The 18,500-nt window shown below is 72.1% G+C and carries 19 protein-coding genes; 5 read left to right on the forward strand and 14 right to left on the reverse strand.

Going from position 1 to position 18,500, the window contains the following annotated elements:
• Positions 1 to 8 precede the first annotated feature (8 nt).
• From OG994_RS22915 to mqnC, 6 genes are all read right to left on the reverse strand, one after another.
• Positions 9 to 374 carry an NADH-quinone oxidoreductase subunit A gene (locus OG994_RS22915; RefSeq protein ID WP_120327974.1) on the reverse strand — a complete coding sequence of 122 codons (366 nt, stop codon included), beginning with the start codon at positions 372 to 374 and terminating at the stop codon, positions 9 to 11.
• 135 nt (positions 375 to 509) lie between these two features.
• The gene (locus OG994_RS22920) at positions 510 to 1,787 is read right to left on the reverse strand and encodes a geranylgeranyl reductase family protein (protein WP_328850931.1); all 1,278 of its coding nucleotides are present in this window, start codon (positions 1,785 to 1,787) and stop codon (positions 510 to 512) included.
• 139 nt (positions 1,788 to 1,926) lie between these two features.
• On the reverse strand, positions 1,927 to 2,151 hold the full coding sequence (locus tag OG994_RS22925) for a hypothetical protein (RefSeq protein WP_120327976.1): 225 nt from the start codon (positions 2,149 to 2,151) through the stop codon (positions 1,927 to 1,929).
• A gap of 182 nt (positions 2,152 to 2,333) precedes the next feature.
• On the reverse strand, positions 2,334 to 3,062 hold the full coding sequence (locus tag OG994_RS22930; protein WP_328850932.1) for a demethylmenaquinone methyltransferase: 729 nt from the start codon (positions 3,060 to 3,062) through the stop codon (positions 2,334 to 2,336).
• 104 nt (positions 3,063 to 3,166) lie between these two features.
• Entirely contained in the window at positions 3,167 to 4,465 is a 1,299-nt protein-coding gene (locus OG994_RS22935; protein ID WP_328850933.1) for a COG1361 family protein, read from the reverse strand.
• 244 nt (positions 4,466 to 4,709) lie between these two features.
• On the reverse strand, positions 4,710 to 5,900 hold the full coding sequence (mqnC, locus tag OG994_RS22940) for a cyclic dehypoxanthinyl futalosine synthase (RefSeq protein ID WP_120327979.1): 1,191 nt from the start codon (positions 5,898 to 5,900) through the stop codon (positions 4,710 to 4,712).
• Positions 5,901 to 6,086: 186 nt separating this feature from the next.
• Here mqnC and OG994_RS22945 point away from each other — a divergent pair, with 186 nt between their 5' ends.
• Complete coding sequence (locus OG994_RS22945; RefSeq protein WP_328850934.1) at positions 6,087 to 6,482, forward strand: hypothetical protein; 396 nt, start codon at positions 6,087 to 6,089, stop codon at positions 6,480 to 6,482.
• A 43-nt stretch (positions 6,483 to 6,525) separates the two neighbouring features.
• Positions 6,526 to 7,053 carry a hypothetical protein gene (locus OG994_RS22950; RefSeq protein ID WP_328850935.1) on the forward strand — a complete coding sequence of 176 codons (528 nt, stop codon included), beginning with the start codon at positions 6,526 to 6,528 and terminating at the stop codon, positions 7,051 to 7,053.
• Positions 7,054 to 7,178: 125 nt separating this feature from the next.
• Here the strand turns inward: OG994_RS22950 and paaE are convergent, their stop codons facing one another.
• From paaE to paaA, 5 genes are all read right to left on the reverse strand, one after another.
• A complete protein-coding gene (paaE, locus tag OG994_RS22955; protein ID WP_328850936.1) occupies positions 7,179 to 8,288 on the reverse strand; it encodes a 1,2-phenylacetyl-CoA epoxidase subunit PaaE in 1,110 nt (369 codons plus the stop codon).
• Positions 8,285 to 8,761: a 1,2-phenylacetyl-CoA epoxidase subunit PaaD gene (gene paaD, locus OG994_RS22960; protein WP_120327981.1), complete on the reverse strand. Its 477-nt coding sequence runs from the start codon at positions 8,759 to 8,761 to the stop codon at positions 8,285 to 8,287. The genes paaE and paaD overlap by 4 nt, the downstream gene beginning before the upstream one ends.
• A complete protein-coding gene (gene paaC / locus OG994_RS22965) occupies positions 8,755 to 9,480 on the reverse strand; it encodes a 1,2-phenylacetyl-CoA epoxidase subunit PaaC (RefSeq protein ID WP_120327982.1) in 726 nt (241 codons plus the stop codon). Before paaC ends, paaD begins: the two co-directional genes overlap by 7 nt.
• A 76-nt stretch (positions 9,481 to 9,556) precedes the next feature.
• Positions 9,557 to 9,841, reverse strand: coding sequence for a 1,2-phenylacetyl-CoA epoxidase subunit PaaB (gene paaB / locus OG994_RS22970; protein WP_120327983.1), 285 nt, complete (start codon positions 9,839 to 9,841; stop codon positions 9,557 to 9,559).
• Positions 9,838 to 10,908: a 1,2-phenylacetyl-CoA epoxidase subunit PaaA gene (gene paaA, locus OG994_RS22975; protein WP_328850937.1), complete on the reverse strand. Its 1,071-nt coding sequence runs from the start codon at positions 10,906 to 10,908 to the stop codon at positions 9,838 to 9,840. The genes paaB and paaA overlap by 4 nt, the downstream gene beginning before the upstream one ends.
• A gap of 369 nt (positions 10,909 to 11,277) precedes the next feature.
• Between paaA and OG994_RS22980 the strand changes: the two genes are divergently transcribed.
• A complete protein-coding gene (locus OG994_RS22980) occupies positions 11,278 to 12,261 on the forward strand; it encodes a hypothetical protein (protein WP_120327985.1) in 984 nt (327 codons plus the stop codon).
• Positions 12,261 to 13,199, forward strand: a complete 939-nt coding sequence (locus OG994_RS22985; RefSeq protein ID WP_328850938.1) for a serine hydrolase — start codon at positions 12,261 to 12,263, stop codon at positions 13,197 to 13,199. The genes OG994_RS22980 and OG994_RS22985 overlap by 1 nt, the downstream gene beginning before the upstream one ends.
• Positions 13,200 to 13,214: 15 nt before the next feature.
• On the opposite strand, the gene OG994_RS22990 is transcribed toward OG994_RS22985, so the two are convergent.
• The 3 genes from OG994_RS22990 to OG994_RS23000 are packed head-to-tail and all read right to left on the reverse strand — an operon-like array spanning position 13,215 to position 16,043.
• Positions 13,215 to 14,066, reverse strand: a complete 852-nt coding sequence (locus OG994_RS22990) for a menaquinone biosynthetic enzyme MqnA/MqnD family protein (RefSeq protein ID WP_328850939.1) — start codon at positions 14,064 to 14,066, stop codon at positions 13,215 to 13,217.
• A gap of 33 nt (positions 14,067 to 14,099) precedes the next feature.
• Positions 14,100 to 15,419, reverse strand: coding sequence for an MFS transporter (locus tag OG994_RS22995; RefSeq protein ID WP_328850940.1), 1,320 nt, complete (start codon positions 15,417 to 15,419; stop codon positions 14,100 to 14,102).
• Positions 15,420 to 15,461: 42 nt separating this feature from the next.
• The gene (locus tag OG994_RS23000; RefSeq protein ID WP_328850941.1) at positions 15,462 to 16,043 is read right to left on the reverse strand and encodes a metalloregulator ArsR/SmtB family transcription factor; all 582 of its coding nucleotides are present in this window, start codon (positions 16,041 to 16,043) and stop codon (positions 15,462 to 15,464) included.
• 305 nt (positions 16,044 to 16,348) lie between these two features.
• Here OG994_RS23000 and OG994_RS23005 point away from each other — a divergent pair, with 305 nt between their 5' ends.
• The gene (locus tag OG994_RS23005; protein WP_328850942.1) at positions 16,349 to 18,448 is read left to right on the forward strand and encodes a HelD family protein; all 2,100 of its coding nucleotides are present in this window, start codon (positions 16,349 to 16,351) and stop codon (positions 18,446 to 18,448) included.
• Positions 18,449 to 18,500: the final 52 nt, after the last annotated feature.

An 18,500-nucleotide genomic window follows, 5' to 3' on the forward strand; every position in this document is an offset into this window, starting at 1 on the left:
TTCCTTCCTCAGTCCCAGTCCAGGCCGCCGCGCCGCCAGACATAGGCGTACGCGACGAAGACCGCGACGATGAACAGGACCATCTCCACGAAGCCGAAGATCGGCAGGGCGTCGAACGAGACCGCCCAGGGGTAGAGGAAGATGATCTCGATATCGAAGACGATGAACAGCATCGCCGTCAGGTAGAACTTGACCGGGAACCGCCCGCCGCCCACCGGCTGCGGGCTGGGCTCGATGCCGCACTCGTACGCCTCGAGTTTGGCCTTGTTGTAGCGCCGGGGACCGGCGAAGCGGGCGGCGGCCACGGAGAACAGCGCGAACGCCGCGGCGAGGGCGAACAGCCCGACGATGGGTGCGTAAGGCGAGAGCGACATCTTCTTCTCCTGCTCGTCCTTCCCTGCCCTCGTGGTTGACGAGAATCACACTATTCACGTCCCCCGAACCGTCCTCGGCCGGGGGCGGGTCCGTCCTTCGCGGTCCGCTTCCCTCGCAGGTCACGGCCGCCGTCCTCACACCGCTGGCGCCACCTTCGTCATCGCGTTGATGACCCGGTCCATCGCGTCTCCGCCGCGCGGATCGGTGAGGTTCGCCAGCAGCTTGAGCACGAAGCGCATCAGCGTCGGGTGCGGCATCCCGTGCTTGGTCGCCATCCGCATGATCTCGGGGCGGCCGATCAGCTTCACGAAGATGCCGCCGAGCCGGTAGTAGCCCCCGAACCGGGCCTTCAGCTCGGCCGGGTAGACCTGCAACGCCCGCTCGCGGTCGGCGCCCGCCGGCCGGGCGAGCGCCTGCACGGCGACCTCGGCGGCCAGTTCGCCGGACTCCATGGCGTACGCGATGCCCTCGCCGTTGAACGGGTTCACCATGCCGCCGGAGTCGCCGACCAGCAGCACGCCCCGCGTGTAGTGCGGGACGCGGTTGAAGCCCATCGGCAGCGCGGCACCGAGGATCGGGCCGTCGGCGTTCGCCTCGTCGGTCATGCCCCAGTCGGCCGGGGTGTTGGCGAGCCAGTCGGTGAGCAGCCGGCGGTAGTTGGTCTTGCCGAACGCGGAGGACGAGTTCAGCACACCGAGGCCGACGTTGACCCGGCCGTCGCCGAGGCCGAAGATCCAGCCGTACCCGGGCAGGAGGTTGTCCCCGCTCTCCTTGCTGCGCAGCTCCAGCCAGGACTCGAGGTAGTTGTCGTCGTGCTTGGCCGGGGACCGGTAGTAGCGGCGTACGGCCACGCCGATCGGCCGGTCCTCCCGCTTGGCCAGCCCGAGCGCGAGGGGGAAGCGGCCGGAGACACCGTCGGCCGCGACGACCAGCGGGGCGTGGAACGTCGCGGGGGCCTTCTCCGGGCCGACCTCGGCCTGCACGCCGACCACCCGCCCGTCCGCGTCGAGCACCGGGCCGGTGACGTTCGCGCTGGTGCGCAGCGTGGCGCCCGCGGCGACGGCCCGCTCGGCGAGCAGCTGGTCGAAGTCCATCCGGGTGCGGACCAGCCCGTAGTTGGGGAAGCTCGCGAGGTCGGGCCAGTCCAGCTCCAGCCGGACGCCGCCCCCGATGACCCGCAGGCCCCGGTTGTGCAGCCAGCCCGCCTCGGGCGAGGTGTCGACGCCCATCCGCACGAGTTGGCGTACGGCGCGGGGGGTCAGCCCGTCGCCGCAGACCTTCTCCCGCGGGAACTCGGTCTTCTCCAGCAGCAGCACCCGCACCCCGTGGCGGGCGAGGTGGTACGCGGTCGCCGACCCACCGGGCCCGGCACCGACGACGATCACGTCGGCGTCATGCTCCACCGCGGTCATCCGTGCCTCCTCCCGCGTGCTCGTGAAATGCTTCACAAGCCAGACGCTGGGAGTCTATGACCGACGTCTCAACCGGGTCTTATCAGGGGGGCCTAAGTTGCCGATGTGACGCCTGAGATGCGCGAAAACGCACTCGGTGTCACGCTCGGCTGGGCGCGTCCAGCCCCGCGTCGACGCGGATCGTCTCGGGCAGGTGCTCGCGCAGGGCGCCGCCGGCGGCGCGGTCGAGCGCGGCGAGCACCTCGGCGACCACCTGACGGACGTCGGCCGGGTCCGCGCCGGCAAGCTCCCGCAGTTGCGCGATGAGTTCGGCGGCGTCGTCGTCGGTGGCGTCCACCCTGTCCGCCGGCTCTGGTCCCGTCATGGGGGCGAGCTTACGCGCAAAGTGGACGAAAATCGGATATTCACGAAAAAGAGGAAGGCGCGGCTCGGGTGCGCCCCGACCGGGCCTCCCTATGACGCCTTACCGGCACCCCCGCTGGCGGCCGGCACCTGGTCGCCGGCACCGGGCTGCCGGCACCTCGGCCGGCGGCCATCGGCACCTGGTCAGCGGCCCGCCGGCACCTCGTCGCGGACGGCCCGGTGCAGGGCGACGATCCCGCCGGTGAGGTTGCGCCAGGCCACCTTCCGCCAGCCGGCCGCGCCGATGCGCCCGGCGAGCGCCGCCTGGTCGGGCCAGGCCCGGATCGACTCGGCGAGGTACACGTACGCCTCGGGGTTGCTGGAGACCGCGCGGGCCACCGCCGGCAGCGAGCGCATGAGGTACGACAGGTAGACGGTGCGGAACGCCGGGTTGACCGGGGTGCTGAACTCGCACACCACCAGCCGGCCGCCGGGGCGGGTGACCCGGGCGAACTCGCGCAGGGCGGCGTCGGTGTCGGCGACGTTGCGCAGCGCGAACGAGATGGTCACCGCGTCGAAGCTGGCGTCGGCGAAGGGCAGCCGCAGCGCGTCCCCGGCCAGCAGCGGCACGCTCGGGCGGGTGCGCTTGCCGGCGTACAGCATGCCGAGCGAGAGGTCCGCGCCGACCGCGTACGCGCCGGACTGGGCCAGCTCCTGCGTGGAGACCCCGGTGCCGGCACCCACGTCGAGCACCCGCTCGCCGGGACGCAGCCCGAGCGCGGCACGGGTGGCGCGCCGCCACGAACGGTCCTGGCCGAAGGAGAGGATCGTGTTCGTCAGGTCGTAGCGCGCCGCCACGCCGTCGAACATCGCGGCGACCTCGTGCGGCTGCTTGTCGAGGCTGGCGCGCTGGCCCTGGGGGGTACGACTCACCCCTCCACTCTGCCAGCCACCGTCACGGTGACCGTCGGGTGGGTCCGCGTACACGCAGGGGCGGGGTGGTACGCACCACCCCGCCCCTGTCGGTGAGTGTCCGCTCAGTCGGTCGACTCCTCGTCGCCGGGGTTCACGAGCACGACCCGGCGGCGCCGCGAGAGCAGCAGCAGGACGGCGCCGGCCAGCACGACGGCCGCGCCCACGCCACCGATCAGGCCGACCTGCACGCCGGTCACCGGCAGGCCGCCGCCACCGTCGCCGCCGCCCCCACCGCCGGGGCCCGGCGTCGTGGTCACGGTCGCGCTCGGCGTGACGCCCGGCGTGGTCGTGGTGCCGGGGGTCGGCGTCGCCGTCGGGGTGACGGTGGGCGTGACCGTCGGGGTGACGGTCGGGGTGACCGACGGGCTCGGCTGCGCCGTGAGGTCCACGAACGCCTCGAAGGTCGTGTGGTTGTCCAGCATGTCGACCTCGGTGAAGGTCTTCCGCTGCCGCTGCGTCGCGACCCGCGGCTCCTCCAGCGGCTCGCCCTCGGCCACGTCCAGGCCGTACGCGAAGAGGTCGCCCTCGTGGAGCACCGGCTCGGTGACGTCCTCGCCGACCTTCACCCGGACGTCCGCCGTGTAGTACTGGCCCGGCTTGACCACGGCCCCGGCGTCCTCGCAGAAGAGCTGGGCCTTGCCGAGGAACTCCTGTTCGAGGCAGCCCTCCGGCTTCTGCACGAAGCTCACGCCGGCCGGCAGGGTCAGGCCGTAGAAGATGCCGGTGGCCTTGCGGCTGCCGTCGTTGTAGACCGCCCAGTCCAGCGGCACGGTCTCGCCGCGCGGGACCGGCTTCAGGTCGGGCTCGTCGGCGACCGCACCGTCGACGACGACGTTGGCCTGCACGTCCTGCACCCAGGCCGTCAGGTCGTAGCCGGGCTTGCCCACGTGGACGGGCACCTCGACGATCTCGTCGCCGAGGTCGCGCTCCGGGGTGGTGGTGGCGACCCCGACCATGAGCACGCCGCCGTCGCCCCTGCCGCCCGTGCTGAACAGCGGCACCCCGACGTCCTCGCTGGTGCCGGCCGGCAGGGTTCCGAGGCTGCACTGGTACATGTCGGCGTCGATGACGAAGCAGCCGTCGGGCACCACGAAGCCGACCCGCTTCGGCTTGAGGTCGGTGGTCTTCACCCGGAAGCTGACGTTCTCCGCGTCGACGGTGCCGACGTTCCGGACGGTGAACTTGAAGGGCTTGGCCTTGGCTTCCTTGACGCCCTTGGCCAGCTCGGTGCTGATGGGAATGACGGCGAGGTCCGGCGTGTCGGCGGCGTGCGCCGGCGCGGCCACGGTCGCCAGGCCGCCGGCGGCGAGCAGAGCCACGGCGCCGGCGCGTGCCAGCGCCGAACGGTGGATGAGTCTCATCGGTCCCCCGGGGTTAGGGATGAGAAGGAGGAATGGTGTGACGAACCCGTGGGACGTTATCGAAGGTCGATCTTTGACGCCAGCGGCGGCCAGGCGAATTCATCCACTCGGACGGGACCGGATGGACGGTGCGGGCGGGATGGTGACCCATCCCGCCCGCATCGCCCTGCGTTATGTGAACGGCCCTCATGGGCCGATGGAGGACTCGCCCGTCCCGGCGAGCCGGTCGCGTCGTACGGCCAGGCTAGTTGACCTGGACCAGCGGCAACGGCTTTCCGGCGCCACCACCCGGCAGGGCGATCGAAGAGAAGTGCGAGACCACCCGGTCGTCGGTCGGGTCGTCCTCCGGGGTCCAGTGGACGGCCAGCCGGTGGTAGAGGGTGTCCCGCTGGGCGGGGATCCGGTCCGCGGACCGGATCATCCCGATCAGCTCGTGCAGGTTGGACCGGTGCCGGGCGCCGGCCGACGAGATGACGTTCTCCTCCAGCATGATCGACCCGAGGTCGTCGACGCCCATGTGGAGCGCGAGCTGCCCGACGTCCTTTCCGGTCGTCAGCCAGGACGCCTGCAGGTGCGGCACCGTCTCGAAGAAGAGCCGGGCCACCGCGATCAGGCGCAGGTACTCCACCGTGGTCGCCTGCGTACGCCCCTTGAGGTGGTTGTTCTCCGGCTGGTACGTCCACGGGATGAACGCCCGGAAGCCGCCGGTGCGGTCCTGCACGTCGCGGATCATCCGCAGGTGCTCGATGCGCTCGGCGTTGGTCTCGCCGGTGCCCATCATCATGGTCGCGGTCGACTCCAGGCCCTGGCGGTGTGCCAGCTCCATGACCTCCAGCCACCGCTCGCCGGACTCCTTCAGCGGGGCGATGGCCTTGCGCGGCCGCTCGGGCAGCATCTCGGCGCCCGCCCCGGCGATCGAGTCCAGGCCGGCGGCCTTGATCCGGGCGATCGCCTCGTCGAGGCTCACCCCGGAGACCTTGGCCATGTGCAGGATCTCGCTCGGGCCGATGGAGTGGATGGCGAGCTGCGGGTACGCCTGCTTGACGGCCGAGAACAGCTCCTCGTAGTACTCCACGCCGTAGTCCGGGTGGTGCCCGCCCTGGAGCATCACCTGGGTGGCGCCGAGCTCGACCGCCTCGCCGCAGCGGCGCAGGATCTCCTCGGTCGGGTGGGTCCAGCCCTCCTTGTGCTTCGGGGCACGGTAGAAGGCGCAGAACTTGCACGCCGTCACGCAGACGTTCGTGTAGTTGATGTTGCGGTCGATCAGGTACGTGACGATGTTGTCCGGGTAGCGCCGCCGGCGCACCGCGTCGGCCGCCTCACCGAGGGCGTGGAAGGGCGCGTCGGTGTAGAGGAGCAGTGCCTCCTCGGGCGTGATCCGCCCGCCGTCCGCGCCGCGCTGCAGGATGTCGTCGATCTCCCGGCTCACCGTCACGCCCCGAGCCTACGCCCGCCGACCGGGTCGATCTGAGACGGGCGCTTCGGCTGTGACACGCACCGCGAAGGCGATGTCACAGATCAATTTGAAGATCCGAAATTAAACCTTCGCCATGTCGTTGACAAGTTGTTGGGAATCCACAATCATCATATCGACGGATCGGTTACATCAGGTGGAGTGGGGATGGGCGACAACGAGACGGCGTTCAGCATTGCGGCTCGATGCCGCGAGGACGGAGGGCTGACGGAAGCGACCCTCGGCGAACTGCGCGACGAACTCGGGTACAAGAAGCTCGGTCGCTGGGTACTGGCCGAAATCGCGGAAACGCTGAGAGCGACAGGGCTCGGCTTCTTCCCGCCGGAGCGGCTGAACGCCGAGTTGAACACCGAGCCACGCCAGTGGCAGACGGTTTGGATCTACCAGCGCGATGGCGGCCCACGAGCCCGCGTGATCGATGCCGTTCTTCAACCCGACGACTGCGACGTGCGAGCGGTCCTTGACGGTATCGGTGCCGGCAATCTCGCGGCACTCAGCCCCGAGGAGCGCTTGAGGCGCATCCGCGAGATCGCCAACGCATGATTCAGAAGGTCAAGGAGGCCCGGCAGAAGAAGGGAGGCGGACGATGAGTGCGCACGTCTTCGTGGACGAGACCAAGGAGCGGGGGCTGCTCATCGCCGCCGCCGTCGTCCCCACACCGAATCTCGCGCCAGCCCGCAAGGTGATTCGCGGGCTCGTCCTGCCGAACCAGCGCCGGATTCACTTTCACAAGGAACGCGACGACAGGCGACGCCAGATCGTCGACGCAATCAACGGAATCGGTGTGCAGGCGGTGATCCTCGACGCGAGCGACCGTTCAAACATGAAGGCCGCCCGGGACGCGTGCCTGATCGAACTCGTCTCCTACGCCGCCAAGATCAACGCTGCCCGGTTGGTGATCGAGCGAGACGAATCGACGCTCAGGGCGGACCGCAGACTACTGTTCGACGAGGTTCAGAGAGCGGGGCTATCCGGCACCCTCCGGTACGATCATCTCCGGGCACACGAAGAATGCCTGCTCGCAATCCCCGACGCACTGGCTTGGTGCTGGGCCAAGCGGGGCCGCTGGCGGGCAGCCGTCCATCGGATGGTCACGGATTCATACCGCCTGTAAACGCGAGACCCGGCCCGCCCACCGTCCGGAAGGCTGCCGGGTCCACTTTCAGGCGCTACTGCGCCTGACGACTGAAGCTTACCTGCCCTGACAAGGGCCCACAACCTGCGCCAACGCTCTCGACGTCACGCGTCGTAGTCCACGACCAGCCTGTCCGTCAGGGGGCTGGACTGGCAGGTGAGGACGTACCCGGCGGCCACCTCGTCCGGCTCCAGCGCGTAGTTGCGGGCCATCGTGACCTCGCCCTCCACGACCTTCGCCCTGCAGGTCGAGCACACCCCGCCCTTGCAGGCGTACGGCAGCTCGCCGCGGACCTTCAGGGCGGCGTCGAGCACCCGCTCGTCGCGGCGCATCGTGAGGCTCGACGACCGGCCGTCGAGCATGATCGTCACCTCCGTACCGGCGCCGGCCTCCTCGGCGGGGCGGCGCGGCGGCTCGGGCGGGGCGTCGACGTGGAACAGCTCGGTGTGCACCGCCGAGTCCGGCACACTCCGCGCGGCGAGCACCTCCTGGACGTCGACGACCATCCCGTACGGGCCGCAGAGGAACCACTCCTCGATCCGGTCGCCGGGCACGATGGTGTCCAGCAGCCGGCCCATCCGGTCGGCGTCGATCCGGCCGGAGAGCAGCGGCGACTCGCCCTGCTCGCGGGAGAGCACGTGCACCAGGTGCAGCCGCGTCGGATACCGGTCCTTCAGGTCGGCCAGCTCCTCGGCGAACATCACGGTGTTCGCCCGCCGGTTGCCGTACACCAGGGTGACGGTGCTCTCCGGCTCGACGGCGAGCGCCGTCGCGACCAGCGCGAGCACCGGGGTGATGCCGGAGCCGGCGGCCACCGCGCCGTAGTGGCGGGCCCGACCGGGGTCGAACGCCGTGGTGAAGTGCCCGAGCGGGGACAGCACCTCGACGGTCTCGCCGCCGCGCAGCGACCCGCAGGCGAAGGTGGAGAAGGCGCCGCCGGGCACCTCCCGTACGCCGATCCGCAGCCGGCCGTGGCGGGCCAGCTCGTCCGGCGTGGAGCAGATGGAGTACGACCGGCGCACGTCCGTGCCGTCCTCGGTGACCCGCCGTACGGTCAGGTGCTGCCCGGCGCGGAACGCGTAGGTCTCCCGCAGTTCCTCGGGCACGGCGAACGTGATCGCCACGGCGTCGTCGGTGAGCCGGTCGACGGCGGCGACCGGCAGGGGGTGGAAGACCGGCCGGCGACGGACCGGCCGCTTGATGGTGACAGTCACAACGCCTTCAGGTGGTCGAAGGGTTCGGAGCAGGAACGGCACCGCCAGAGCGCCTTGCAGGCGGTCGAGCCGAAGCGGCTGAGCTGCTCGGTCTCCGGGGAGCCGCAGCGCGGGCACCGCACGCTGAGGGTCAGCGGGACGACGCCGCGCGGGCGTACCGGCGCCGGCGGGGCGATGCCCGCGCCGGCCAGCTTGGCGCGACCCGAGTCGGAGATCCAGTCGGTGCTCCAGGCGGGGTGGTGGACCGTGCGGACCTCCGCATCGGGATGGCCGGCCGCGGCGAGCGCCCTCCGGATGTCGGCGCGGATCACGTCCATGGCCGGGCACCCGGTGTAGGTGGGTGTGATGGTGACCACCACCCGGCCGGTCGCCGGATCCTCCTCGACCGACCGCAGGATGCCCAGCTCGTCGATGGTGAGCACCCGGATCTCGGGGTCCACCACCGCGGCCACGGCCTCCCTCGCAGTCACCATCTCGCCCCCGGATGGGCCCGGTGCAGCACCTGCATCTCGGCGAGCAGGTACGACAGGTGCTCCGTGTGCAGGCCGTCCCGCCCGCCGGCGGGCGCCCAGCCGCTCTCCGGCCGGGTGAGCGTCGCCTCGGCCAGCACCTCGGTGACGACCCGCTCGAACTCCGGCCGCAGCGTCGACGGGTCGACCGGCGCGCCCGGGTCGGGGGCGAACAGCTCCGCCGTGTACGGCCAGATCTCGTCGACGGCGGCCTGCATCCGCCGGTGCGACTCCTCGGTGCCGTCGCCGAGCCGCCGCACCCAGAGCGAGGCGTGGTCCAGGTGGTACGCCGACTCCTTGCGCGCCTTCGCCCCGATGGCGACCAGCCGCTCGTCGGCGCCGCCGGCCAGCGCGGTGTAGAGGGGCAGCTGGTACGCGGAGAGGAACAGCAGCTTCGCCATGGTGACGGCGAAGTCCCCGTTGGGCAGCTCGACCAGGAGGCAGTTGCGGAACTCCCGGTCGTCGCGCAGGAACGCCAGCGCGTCCTCGTCCCGGCCGGCGCCCTCCAGCTCGCCCGCGTACGTGAGCAGCAGCCGGGCCGCGCCGAGCTGGTCGAGGGCGATGTTGGCCAGGGCGATGTCCTCCTCCATCTCCGGCGCGCGGGTGGTCCACTCGGCCAGCCGCTGCGCGGCGATGAGCGCGTCGTCGCCGAGCCGGAGGGTGAACTCGAAGGGGCCGTTCACGCCGTCACCTCGCTCCGCTCGCCGGCGGCGCGAAGCGCCCCGTCGCCGAGCTGGCCGGTTCGCTCGCTCCGCTCGCTCACAGGTGCGCCACCCCGTCCGGCACCTCGTAGAAGGTGGGGTGGCGGTAGACCTTGTCGGCGGCGGGGTCGAAGAAGGCGTCCTTCTCGTCCGGGCTGGACGCGGTGATCGCGCCGGCGGGCACCACCCAGATGGACACGCCCTCCTGCCGGCGGGTGTAGAGGTCCCGGGCGTTGCGCAGGGCCAGCTCCGCGTCGGGGGCGTGGAGGCTGCCGACGTGGGTGTGCGACAACCCGCGCCGCGCCCGCACGAAGACCTCCCACAGAGGCGACGGATCGCTCACGCTGCCACCTTCTCCTTCTTCTCCGCCGCGCGCTTCGCGGCGTACGCCGCCGCGGCCTCCCGTACCCAGGCGCCCTCGGCGTGGGCCCGGCGGCGGTGCGCCATCCGCTGCCGGTTGCAAGGCCCGTCCCCGGAGATCACCCGCATCAGCTCGTCGTAGTCGGGCTGGGTGAAGTCGTACGCCTGGCGCTCCTCGTTCCAACGCAGGTCCGGGTCGGGAATGGTGAGCCCGAGGACCTCGGCCTGCTGCACGCACATGTCGACGAAGCGCTGGCGCAGTTCGTCGTTGGAGAAGCGCTTGATCTTCCACGCCATCGACTGCGCGGAGTGCGTCGACTCGCCGTCCGGCGGGCCGAACATGGCCAGCGACGGGTACCACCAGCGGTTCACCGCGTCCTGGGCCATCGCCTTCTGCGCCGGGGTGCCGTGCGACAGCGTGTGCAGGATCTCGTAGCCCTGCCGCTGGTGGAACGACTCCTCCTTGCAGATGCGGATCATCGCCCGGGCGTACGGCCCGTAGGAGCAGCGGCACAGCGGCACCTGGTTGACGATCGCCGCGCCGTCGACCAGCCAGCCGATGGCACCGACGTCGGCCCAGGTGAGCGTGGGGTAGTTGAAGATCGAGCTGTACTTCTGCCGGCCGTTCAGCAGCAGGTCGACCAGTTCGTCCCGGCTCACGCCGAGCGTCTCGGCGGCCGCGTAGAGGTAGAGCCCGTGGCCGGCCTCGTCCTGGACCTTGGCGAGCAGGATCGCCTTGCGCTTGAGCGAGGGCGCCCGGCTGATCCAGTTCCCCTCCGGCTGCATGCCGATGATCTCGGAGTGGGCGTGCTGGGCGATCTGCCGGATCAGCGTCTTCCGGTACTTCTCCGGCATCCAGTCCCGTGGCTCGATCTTCTGATCGGCCTCGATGACCTCGGCGAAGTATCCCGCCAGGTCGTCGTCGGAGGCGGGTGCGCCGCGGCGCTGGCGGGCCGCCGCCTCCCGCAGGGCGGCTTCGGCCGCCTCGACCTCACCGAGCAGGCCGCCGCCGGGTGCCTCCTCCGGGGGGCCGAAGTCGTTGCCATACATGAGGTCAAGTGTTACAGCTTGCGGCTGATGACACCAGAGGGTGTAACAGGGAAACCGGCGTCCGACACCCGCCCTCGGCGGCCGATCCTTACGGACGCTTAAGAGTGGGCGTATAACGTGCGTCACGAAACAAAGATGAATGCCCCCAGAAGCCTCATAACGGTTCGATATCCCGTCTTCATGGCAACTTGCCAGGCGCCGGACTCTGGCATATCGCACTTCCGGACGTAGACTTTCGGCGGCACACCGCCGGCTGCGACAGTCGCCGTCCCCAACGGGCCACGCACCCTCCCGGCCCGGGCGAGCCAGCCGGTCCCTTCGGCAACACAGCCGGTCCCCCCGGCCCTGACATCTGGAGCTCACCCACTCATGCGTTCCCGCGTGACCATGGTGCTCGCCGTCGTCGCGGTCCTCCTCGGTGGCGTCCTGCTCGTTCCGGCCGCGTACGCCCGCCTCGCCGGCGACGACGGCGGAGAGGGCGGCGCCGGAGGCGGATCCAGCGTGGCGGCGCCCGCGCCCACCCCGCCCCCACCGCCGACCCTGGCCGCCGGTCCGGTCTCGGTGAACTTCAAGGGCGAATTCTTCTCCTGGGCCCTCATGGACCGCACGACCGGCGAGATCTCCGGGTCGAAGAACATGGCCTCGACCAGTTCGACGGAGTCGATGATCAAGGCCTGGATCGTCAGCGACTACCTGCGCGAACTCGGCGACAAGAAGCCGTCGGACGCGCTGCTGAAGGCGGCCAGCCGCGCGATCCGGGACAGCGACGACACCGCCGCCAACAAGGTGTGGGCGGCGACCGGCGGCTCCTACAGGGTGTACCCGAACGGCCAGCCGAACCCGGTGATCAAGCGGGCCATCAGCATCTGCGGCCTCACCGACACCAAGCGCGGCAACGTGTCGGGGTACGAGGGCTGGTGGAGCTTCACCCGCATGTCGCCCCGGGACGCCGTCCGGCTCGGTGACTGCATCGCCGACGGCAGGGCGGCCGGCCCCACCTGGACCAAGTGGGTGCTCACCGAGATGAGCAAGGTCCGCGGCAGCGTGTCGGACCAGCACGCCACGTACGGCGGCGGGAAGTGGGGGATCGTCGACGGCCTGCCGGCGTCGATCAAGGCGCAGGGCCCGGTCAGCATCAAGAACGGCTGGACCCCCCTCATGTACGACGGCAACTGGCACGTCAACTGCCTCGCGGTCACCGACAAGTGGAGCCTGGCCGTGATGATGCGGTACCCGCAGAAGAGCGGCCTCAGCTACGGCGCGAAGGTCTGCGCGAGCGTGGCCAGCCAGCTCGTGACCCCGCAGCCCGGCGCCGCGCTCAAGGTGCCGCAGCAGCCGGTCGGGAAGCTCTGATGGCCGGCGGCCGGCGGGGCGGCGAGGCCTCCCCGCTGCGGCTGATCGCCGTCGCGGTGATCCTGATCGGACTGGTGCTCGTCTCGCTGCGCCTGCTGCCGGGTTCCCCGTTCCAGTCGGAGGCCGCGGCACGGTGGGGTTCGCCCACCGGCCAGTCCGCGCGCTCCACCGGCACCCCCGGTGACCGCAGCACGCGCCCGTCGGCGCAGCCGAGCCCCAGCCCCTCGCTCGCCCCGCTGCCGTTCGAGGCCAGGGATCTCGACCTCGACATCGAGGGCTGGTACGGCTGGGCCGTGCTGGACCGCCGCACCGGCGAGATCATCGGTTCGGACACCATGGACGAGACCAGCACGACCGCGTCCCTCATCAAGTCGTGGATCGTGGCGGACTACCTGCGCCGCGCCGACGAGAAGGGGCAGACGCTTAGCGACGCGAAGCTGGCCGACGCCACCCGGATCATCCGGGACAGCGACAACACCCGCGCCGAGCAGTTCTACAACACCGTCGGCCGGTCGGCCTCGATCAAGCGGGCGATCTCGATGTGCGGTCTCACCGACAGCAGCGTCGCCGCCGACGGCGGCTGGAGCCGTACCGCCCTCTCACCACGCGACGTCGCCCGGCTCGGCGACTGCATCGCCGACGGCAAGGCGGCCGGGCCCGAGTGGACGGACTGGCTGCTCGACGAGATGCGGCAGGTCCGCGGCACCGGCGACTTCGGCATCCGCAAGGCGTTCCCCGCCGCGGAACGGAAGCAGATCGCCATCAAGAACGGGTGGATCGACCGGACCAGGGAGCAGGAGATGCACATCAACTGCCTCGCCATCGGCGACACCTGGACGATGGGCGTGATGGTCCGGTACCCGATCGACATGGGCTACGACTACGGCATGAAGAACTGCCAGAAGATCACCGAGGCCCTGCTCCGCCCCGGCGTCTGACGGCGTCGGCCGCCGTCAGCCGGCGAAGAACTCGGGACCGCCGGCGGGCAGGGCCGGGGCCTCGCCGAGGGCGGCGGCCCGGCGGGCGAACTCCCGCAGACCGGCCACCTGCCGTTCACCGAGGGAGAAGTCCAGGGTCCGGAAGTACGTGGCCAGCGTCTCCGCGTCGAACGGCTCCCACCGGGCTCCGGCCGCTGCCACCTGGTCCAGCTCGGCGAGGCAGAGGTCACGCGAGCGCAGGAACGCCTCGTGCACCTCCTTCACGAGGCCCGGGTGGGCGGCGGCGAAGTCGCGGCGTACGGCCCAGACGGCGAAGACCATGGGCAGCCCGGTCCAGTCACGCCAGGCCTGCCCCAGGTCGGTGACCTCGAGCCCGCGCTGCGGCGCCTCGTAGAGGGCACGCAGCGCCACGTCACCGATCACCACGCCCGCGTCCGCCTCCAGCAGCATCTGGGTCAGGTCGGGCGGGCAGCGGAAGTAGTCGGGGCGTACCCCGTACCGCTCGCCGAGCAGCAGTTGCGCGAGCAGCACCCCGGTCCGCGAGGTGGAGCCGAGCGCCACCCGTGCCCCGTCCAGCTCCGCGAGCGGCCGGGTGGAGACGATGTTGACCGACAGCACCGGCCCGTCGCTGCCCACCGCGAGGTCCGGCAGGAGCAGCAGTTCGTCGGCGTGGCGCAGGTACTCAAGGTTCGAGATGGGCCCGATGTCCAGGTCGCCGGCGACCAGCGCGGCGTTCAGCCGGTCCGGCGTGTCCTTGTGCAGGTCCACGTCGAGCAGGGCGCCGGAGCGCATCAACCCCCAGTAGATCGGCAGACAGTTCAGGAACTGGATGTGTCCGACCCGCGGGCGGGCGATGCGTTCAGCCATGACCCGACCGTAGCCCCGCCCGAGGCGGCCGGCTCAGCGACCCGGCGCCGGAGTGGCCAACCCCGCATCCGGCTCCCGTGCCGGCCGCGGTCCCACCGCGGGCTCCACCGCTGCCACCGCGGCGCGCGCCGCCCGCTCCGGCAGCCGGGCCGCCCGCTCCGCACGGGCCGCCCGGGAGAGAGGTACGAGCAGCACGGCGACCGCCACCAGCCCGGCGAGCCCGGCGGCGGCGACCAGGGGCCGGGGGTCGAGCAGTTCGAGCAGGAGCCCTCCGGTCAGGTAGCCCACCATGGCCGCGCCCTGGACGGCGCCGCCGTAGATCGCGAAGGCCCGCCCGCGCGCCGTCTCCGGCACCCGGCGCGCCATGAGCACGTTCCCGAAGACGTTGTTGCCGCCGTTGAAGGCCCCGCCGACGAGGAAGATCGGGATGATCAGCAGGGCAGTGGGGACGGCCGCCGCGGCCAGCACCATGAGGCAGCAGCCACCGAGCATGGCGAGCCCCGCACGGGCGAGCGCGCCGTCCTGCCGGAACCGCGCGACGGCCCGGGCGAAGATCCATGCGCCGACCAGCACGCCGAGCGTCCAGGAGCCGGTGACCAACCCGTACATGGTGGTGCTGCTGCCCAGCGTCTCGCGGATGAAGAAGACCTCCACCACGTTGATGGCGCCCACGGCGGCGATCACTCCGGCCACCCCCGTGACGGTGGCGAGGAGCAGCGGGTCGCGCCGCAGGCGCCACGCGACCGCCGGGGTGCCGCCGGCCGTCGGCGCCGGCCGCGCGCCGCCCCGCCGCGTCCGGATCAGCAGCCCGGCCGCCACGAGGACGAGGTAACTGGCGGCGTCGACCAGCAGGGGGATGCGGGTGCCGAAGCTACCGACCAGCACCCCGGCGAGGGCGGGACCGGCGAGCGCGCCGAGCGTGCCGGCGGTCTGGTGCAGGGCGCTGGCGCGCGGCAGGTCCTCGCTGCGCACCATCGCGGGAACCAGCGCGGCGAGCACCGGCTGGGTCACGGCGAGCCCGGCCGCGAGCAGTCCGACCAGGACGATCACCAGCGCCGGATGCCCGGTGTAGGCGAGTGCGAGGGAGACGCCGGACTGCGCCAGGCCGGCGACGACGAGCAGGGTGCGGCTGTCCACCCGGTCGGCCAGCCGCCCGGTCAGCGGTGCGAGCACGACCAGCGGCAGGGTCGCGGCCATGAGCAGCCCGGAGACGGCGAGGCCGCCGGCGCCGGCGCTCTGCAGGGCGAGCGTGAGCGCGCTCGCGGCGAGGAAGTCCCCGCAGCTCGAGATGCCTCGGGCGGCGGTGACGAGCCAGACGTCCGACCAGCGCGACGCCACGGGTGTGAAGGACATACTTCGAAAATAATCCTTCACACCCGTGATGGGCAACCCCCGTCACTCCACGGGCAGCGCCTTGTAGTGGATCGAGACGGTCCGGGCACCGGCCGGCGGGTCGGTCCGCGTCCGCTTGCGGTACGGCTCCAGCAGCCGGTCGATCGCGTCGTTCAGCTCGGTCAGCTCCTCGGCCGTGAGCAGCAGTTGGCTGTCGGAGAGGCGGGCGGCCGCGTACCACTCTGGCGGCTCGGTCGGCGCCCGCCGCAACCAGCCGCGGCTGCGATCCAGCTCGCGGCCGAGCCACGCCTCGATGAGCGCGGTCTGCGCCGCCACCGCGTCGGGCTCGGCGTCACGCCCGGCATCCACCTCCCAACTGGAGCCGACCGTCCGCCAGACCCGCTCCCGCGCGTCACCCCGGCTCGGCGCCGGCTCCACGAGCCCGGCCTTGGCCAGTTCCCGCAGGTGGTAGCTGGTGGCGCTCGGCGACTGGCCGACGATCTCCGCGCACTCGGTGGCCGTCGCACCCTCCGGGAGCGAGCTCAGGTGTTCCATGATCGTGAGTCGGGCCGGATGGGCCAGCGCCCGCATCACCTGCGGATCGCTGATCCTCACCCCGCGCCGCTCCGCACGCGGCTCGGTCATCCCCCCATGATCCCGGCCGGGCCCCCGACCCGTCATCCGCCCCGCGTGACGCGTCGCCGGCCGCACCCGGCCCGCCGCGGGAAGCCCCCCGCCGGCCGGGGCGCGGGGGCGGCGACCGGCCGGAACCGGGCCGGCGGCCGGACGCTCCGGAAAATCGGTGGCCGTGAGCCGGCTCCCCGCGTAGGGTGGACGACCGCGCGCTGAGGCGCGCCCTCTGCCTGCGGGCACAGCCGGCACCGCGTCGACGGAGCGCCGGGCGGCCCAGGTCAACCGATCACACGAAACGCACCGGAAGGTCGCCTCGGATGACCCTTGCTGCCCAGACCTCGGACAACCCCGCCCCACCGGCCCCTCTCGACCGCGAACTGGCCGCCGAACGGTCCCATCTCGACGCGTCGCGGGACGCGCTGCGCCGGATGCGGGAACGCGCGGAAGCCCTGTTCGCCACCGGCGACAAGGTCGCCGGAGACGCGTACACCGCCGAGCAGCTCGGCCGGCACATGGCCCGGCGGGTCAAGGAACTGGCCGACGACCCGACCACCCCGCTCTTCTTCGGACGGCTCGACTTCGGCGACGGTGACCCGGACCATGCCGGCCGGTGCTACCACGTCGGGCGGCGGCACGTCACCGACGAGGCGGGCGAGCCGATGGTGCTGGACTGGCGGGCGCCCGTCTCGCGGTCCTTCTACCGGGCCAGCGCCCGCGACCCGCAGGGGGTGGCGGTCCGGCGCCGGTTCGGGTTCAGCGCGGGCGTCCTGACCAGCTTCGAGGACGAGCACCTCGACCGGGGCGAGGAACTGGGCACGGCGAGCCGGATCCTGACCGCCGAGATCGAACGGCCGCGCGTCGGGCCGATGCGCGACATCGTGGCCACCATCCAGCCGGAACAGGACGAACTCGTCCGCGCCGACCTCGCGGACTCGATCTGCGTCCAGGGCGCACCAGGCACCGGAAAGACGGCCGTCGGGCTGCACCGCGCCGCGTACCTGCTCTACCAGCACCGGGAACGGCTGCGCCGGGCCGGCGTGTTGATCGTCGGGCCGAACCGGGCCTTCCTGTCGTACATCGCGGCCGTGCTGCCCGCGCTCGGCGAGGTCGAGGTCGCACAGTCCACGGTGGAGGACCTGGTCGCCCGGGTGCCCGTGCGGGCGGTCGACGACCCGGACACGGCCGCGCTCAAGCACGACGTGCGCATGGCGGAGGTGCTGCGCCGCGCGCTCGACGCCCACATCGGCGAGCCCACCGAGCCGATCATGGTTTCCGACGGCTCGTTCCGCTGGCGGATCGGGCTCGAGCCGCTGCACCGGGTGGTCGAGGAGACCCGCCGGGAGGGCCTCCCGTACGGCGTGGGCCGGGAGCGGGTCCGGGCCCGGGTCGTGAGCCTGCTGCAACGGCAGGCCGAGGCGCGGCGCGCCGAGTCGCCGAGCGACGCCTGGCTGCGCCGGATGGCGAAGTGCCGGCCGGTGGCCGCCTTCGTCGACGCGGTCTGGCCGGCGCTCACCCCGGAGGGGCTCGTGCACACCCTGCTCGCCGATTCGGCCACGCTCGCGGCGGCGGCCGACGGGGTGCTCACCGCCGACGAGCAGGCGCTGTTGCAGGGCCGAGCCGCCGACCGGCCGGCGGGTCGCGGTGGCAGCGGCACGAAGCTCGGCCGCACCCCGAAGGCGACGCGGTGGACGGCGGCGGACGCGGTGCTCGTCGACGAGGCGGCCGGGCTGCTCGAGCGGGCCGCCGGGTTCGGCCACGTCGTGGTGGACGAGGCCCAGGACCTCTCCCCCATGCAGTGCCGGGCCATCGCGCGCCGCAGCGAGCACGGGTCCATCACCCTCCTCGGCGACCTGGCCCAGGGCACCGCCCCCTGGGCCGCCACCGACTGGCGGGAGACCCTGGCCCACCTGGGCAAGCCGGACGCCGCCGTGGTCCCGCTGACCGTCGGCTTCCGGGTGCCGGCCGCCGTGGTCGCGTTCGCGAACCGCCTGCTCCCGGCACTCGCCGTGGACGTGCCCCCGGCCGAGTCGCTCCGCCGCGACGGTGAACTCGCCGTGCGTACGGTGACCGACCTGACCGCCGCGACGGTGGCCGAGGTGCGCGCGGCGCTCGCCCACGACGGCTCGATCGGTGTGATCGCCACGGACGACGCCGTGGACGGACTGCGGTCGGCGCTCGCCGACGCGGGCGTGACCACCGCGACCGCCGACGACGTGGAGGCCGCGGCGCGGGTCACCGTGGTGCCGGCGACGCTGGTCAAGGGCCTGGAGTACGACCACGTGGTGGTCGTCGAGCCCGCCGCGATCGTGGCCGCCGAGCCGCGCGGCCTGCACCGGCTCTACGTGGTGCTGACCCGGGCGGTGTCCCGGCTGTCGGTGCTGCACCGGGAGCCGCTGCCGGCCCTGCTGGCCGACTGAGCGGCCGACGGGCCGGACCGAAGGCCGGCTGACCGGCCGGAGTGCCCGGGCC

It is taken from the genome of Micromonospora globbae (assembly GCF_036184225.1).
Classification (GTDB): domain Bacteria; phylum Actinomycetota; class Actinomycetes; order Mycobacteriales; family Micromonosporaceae; genus Micromonospora; species Micromonospora globbae.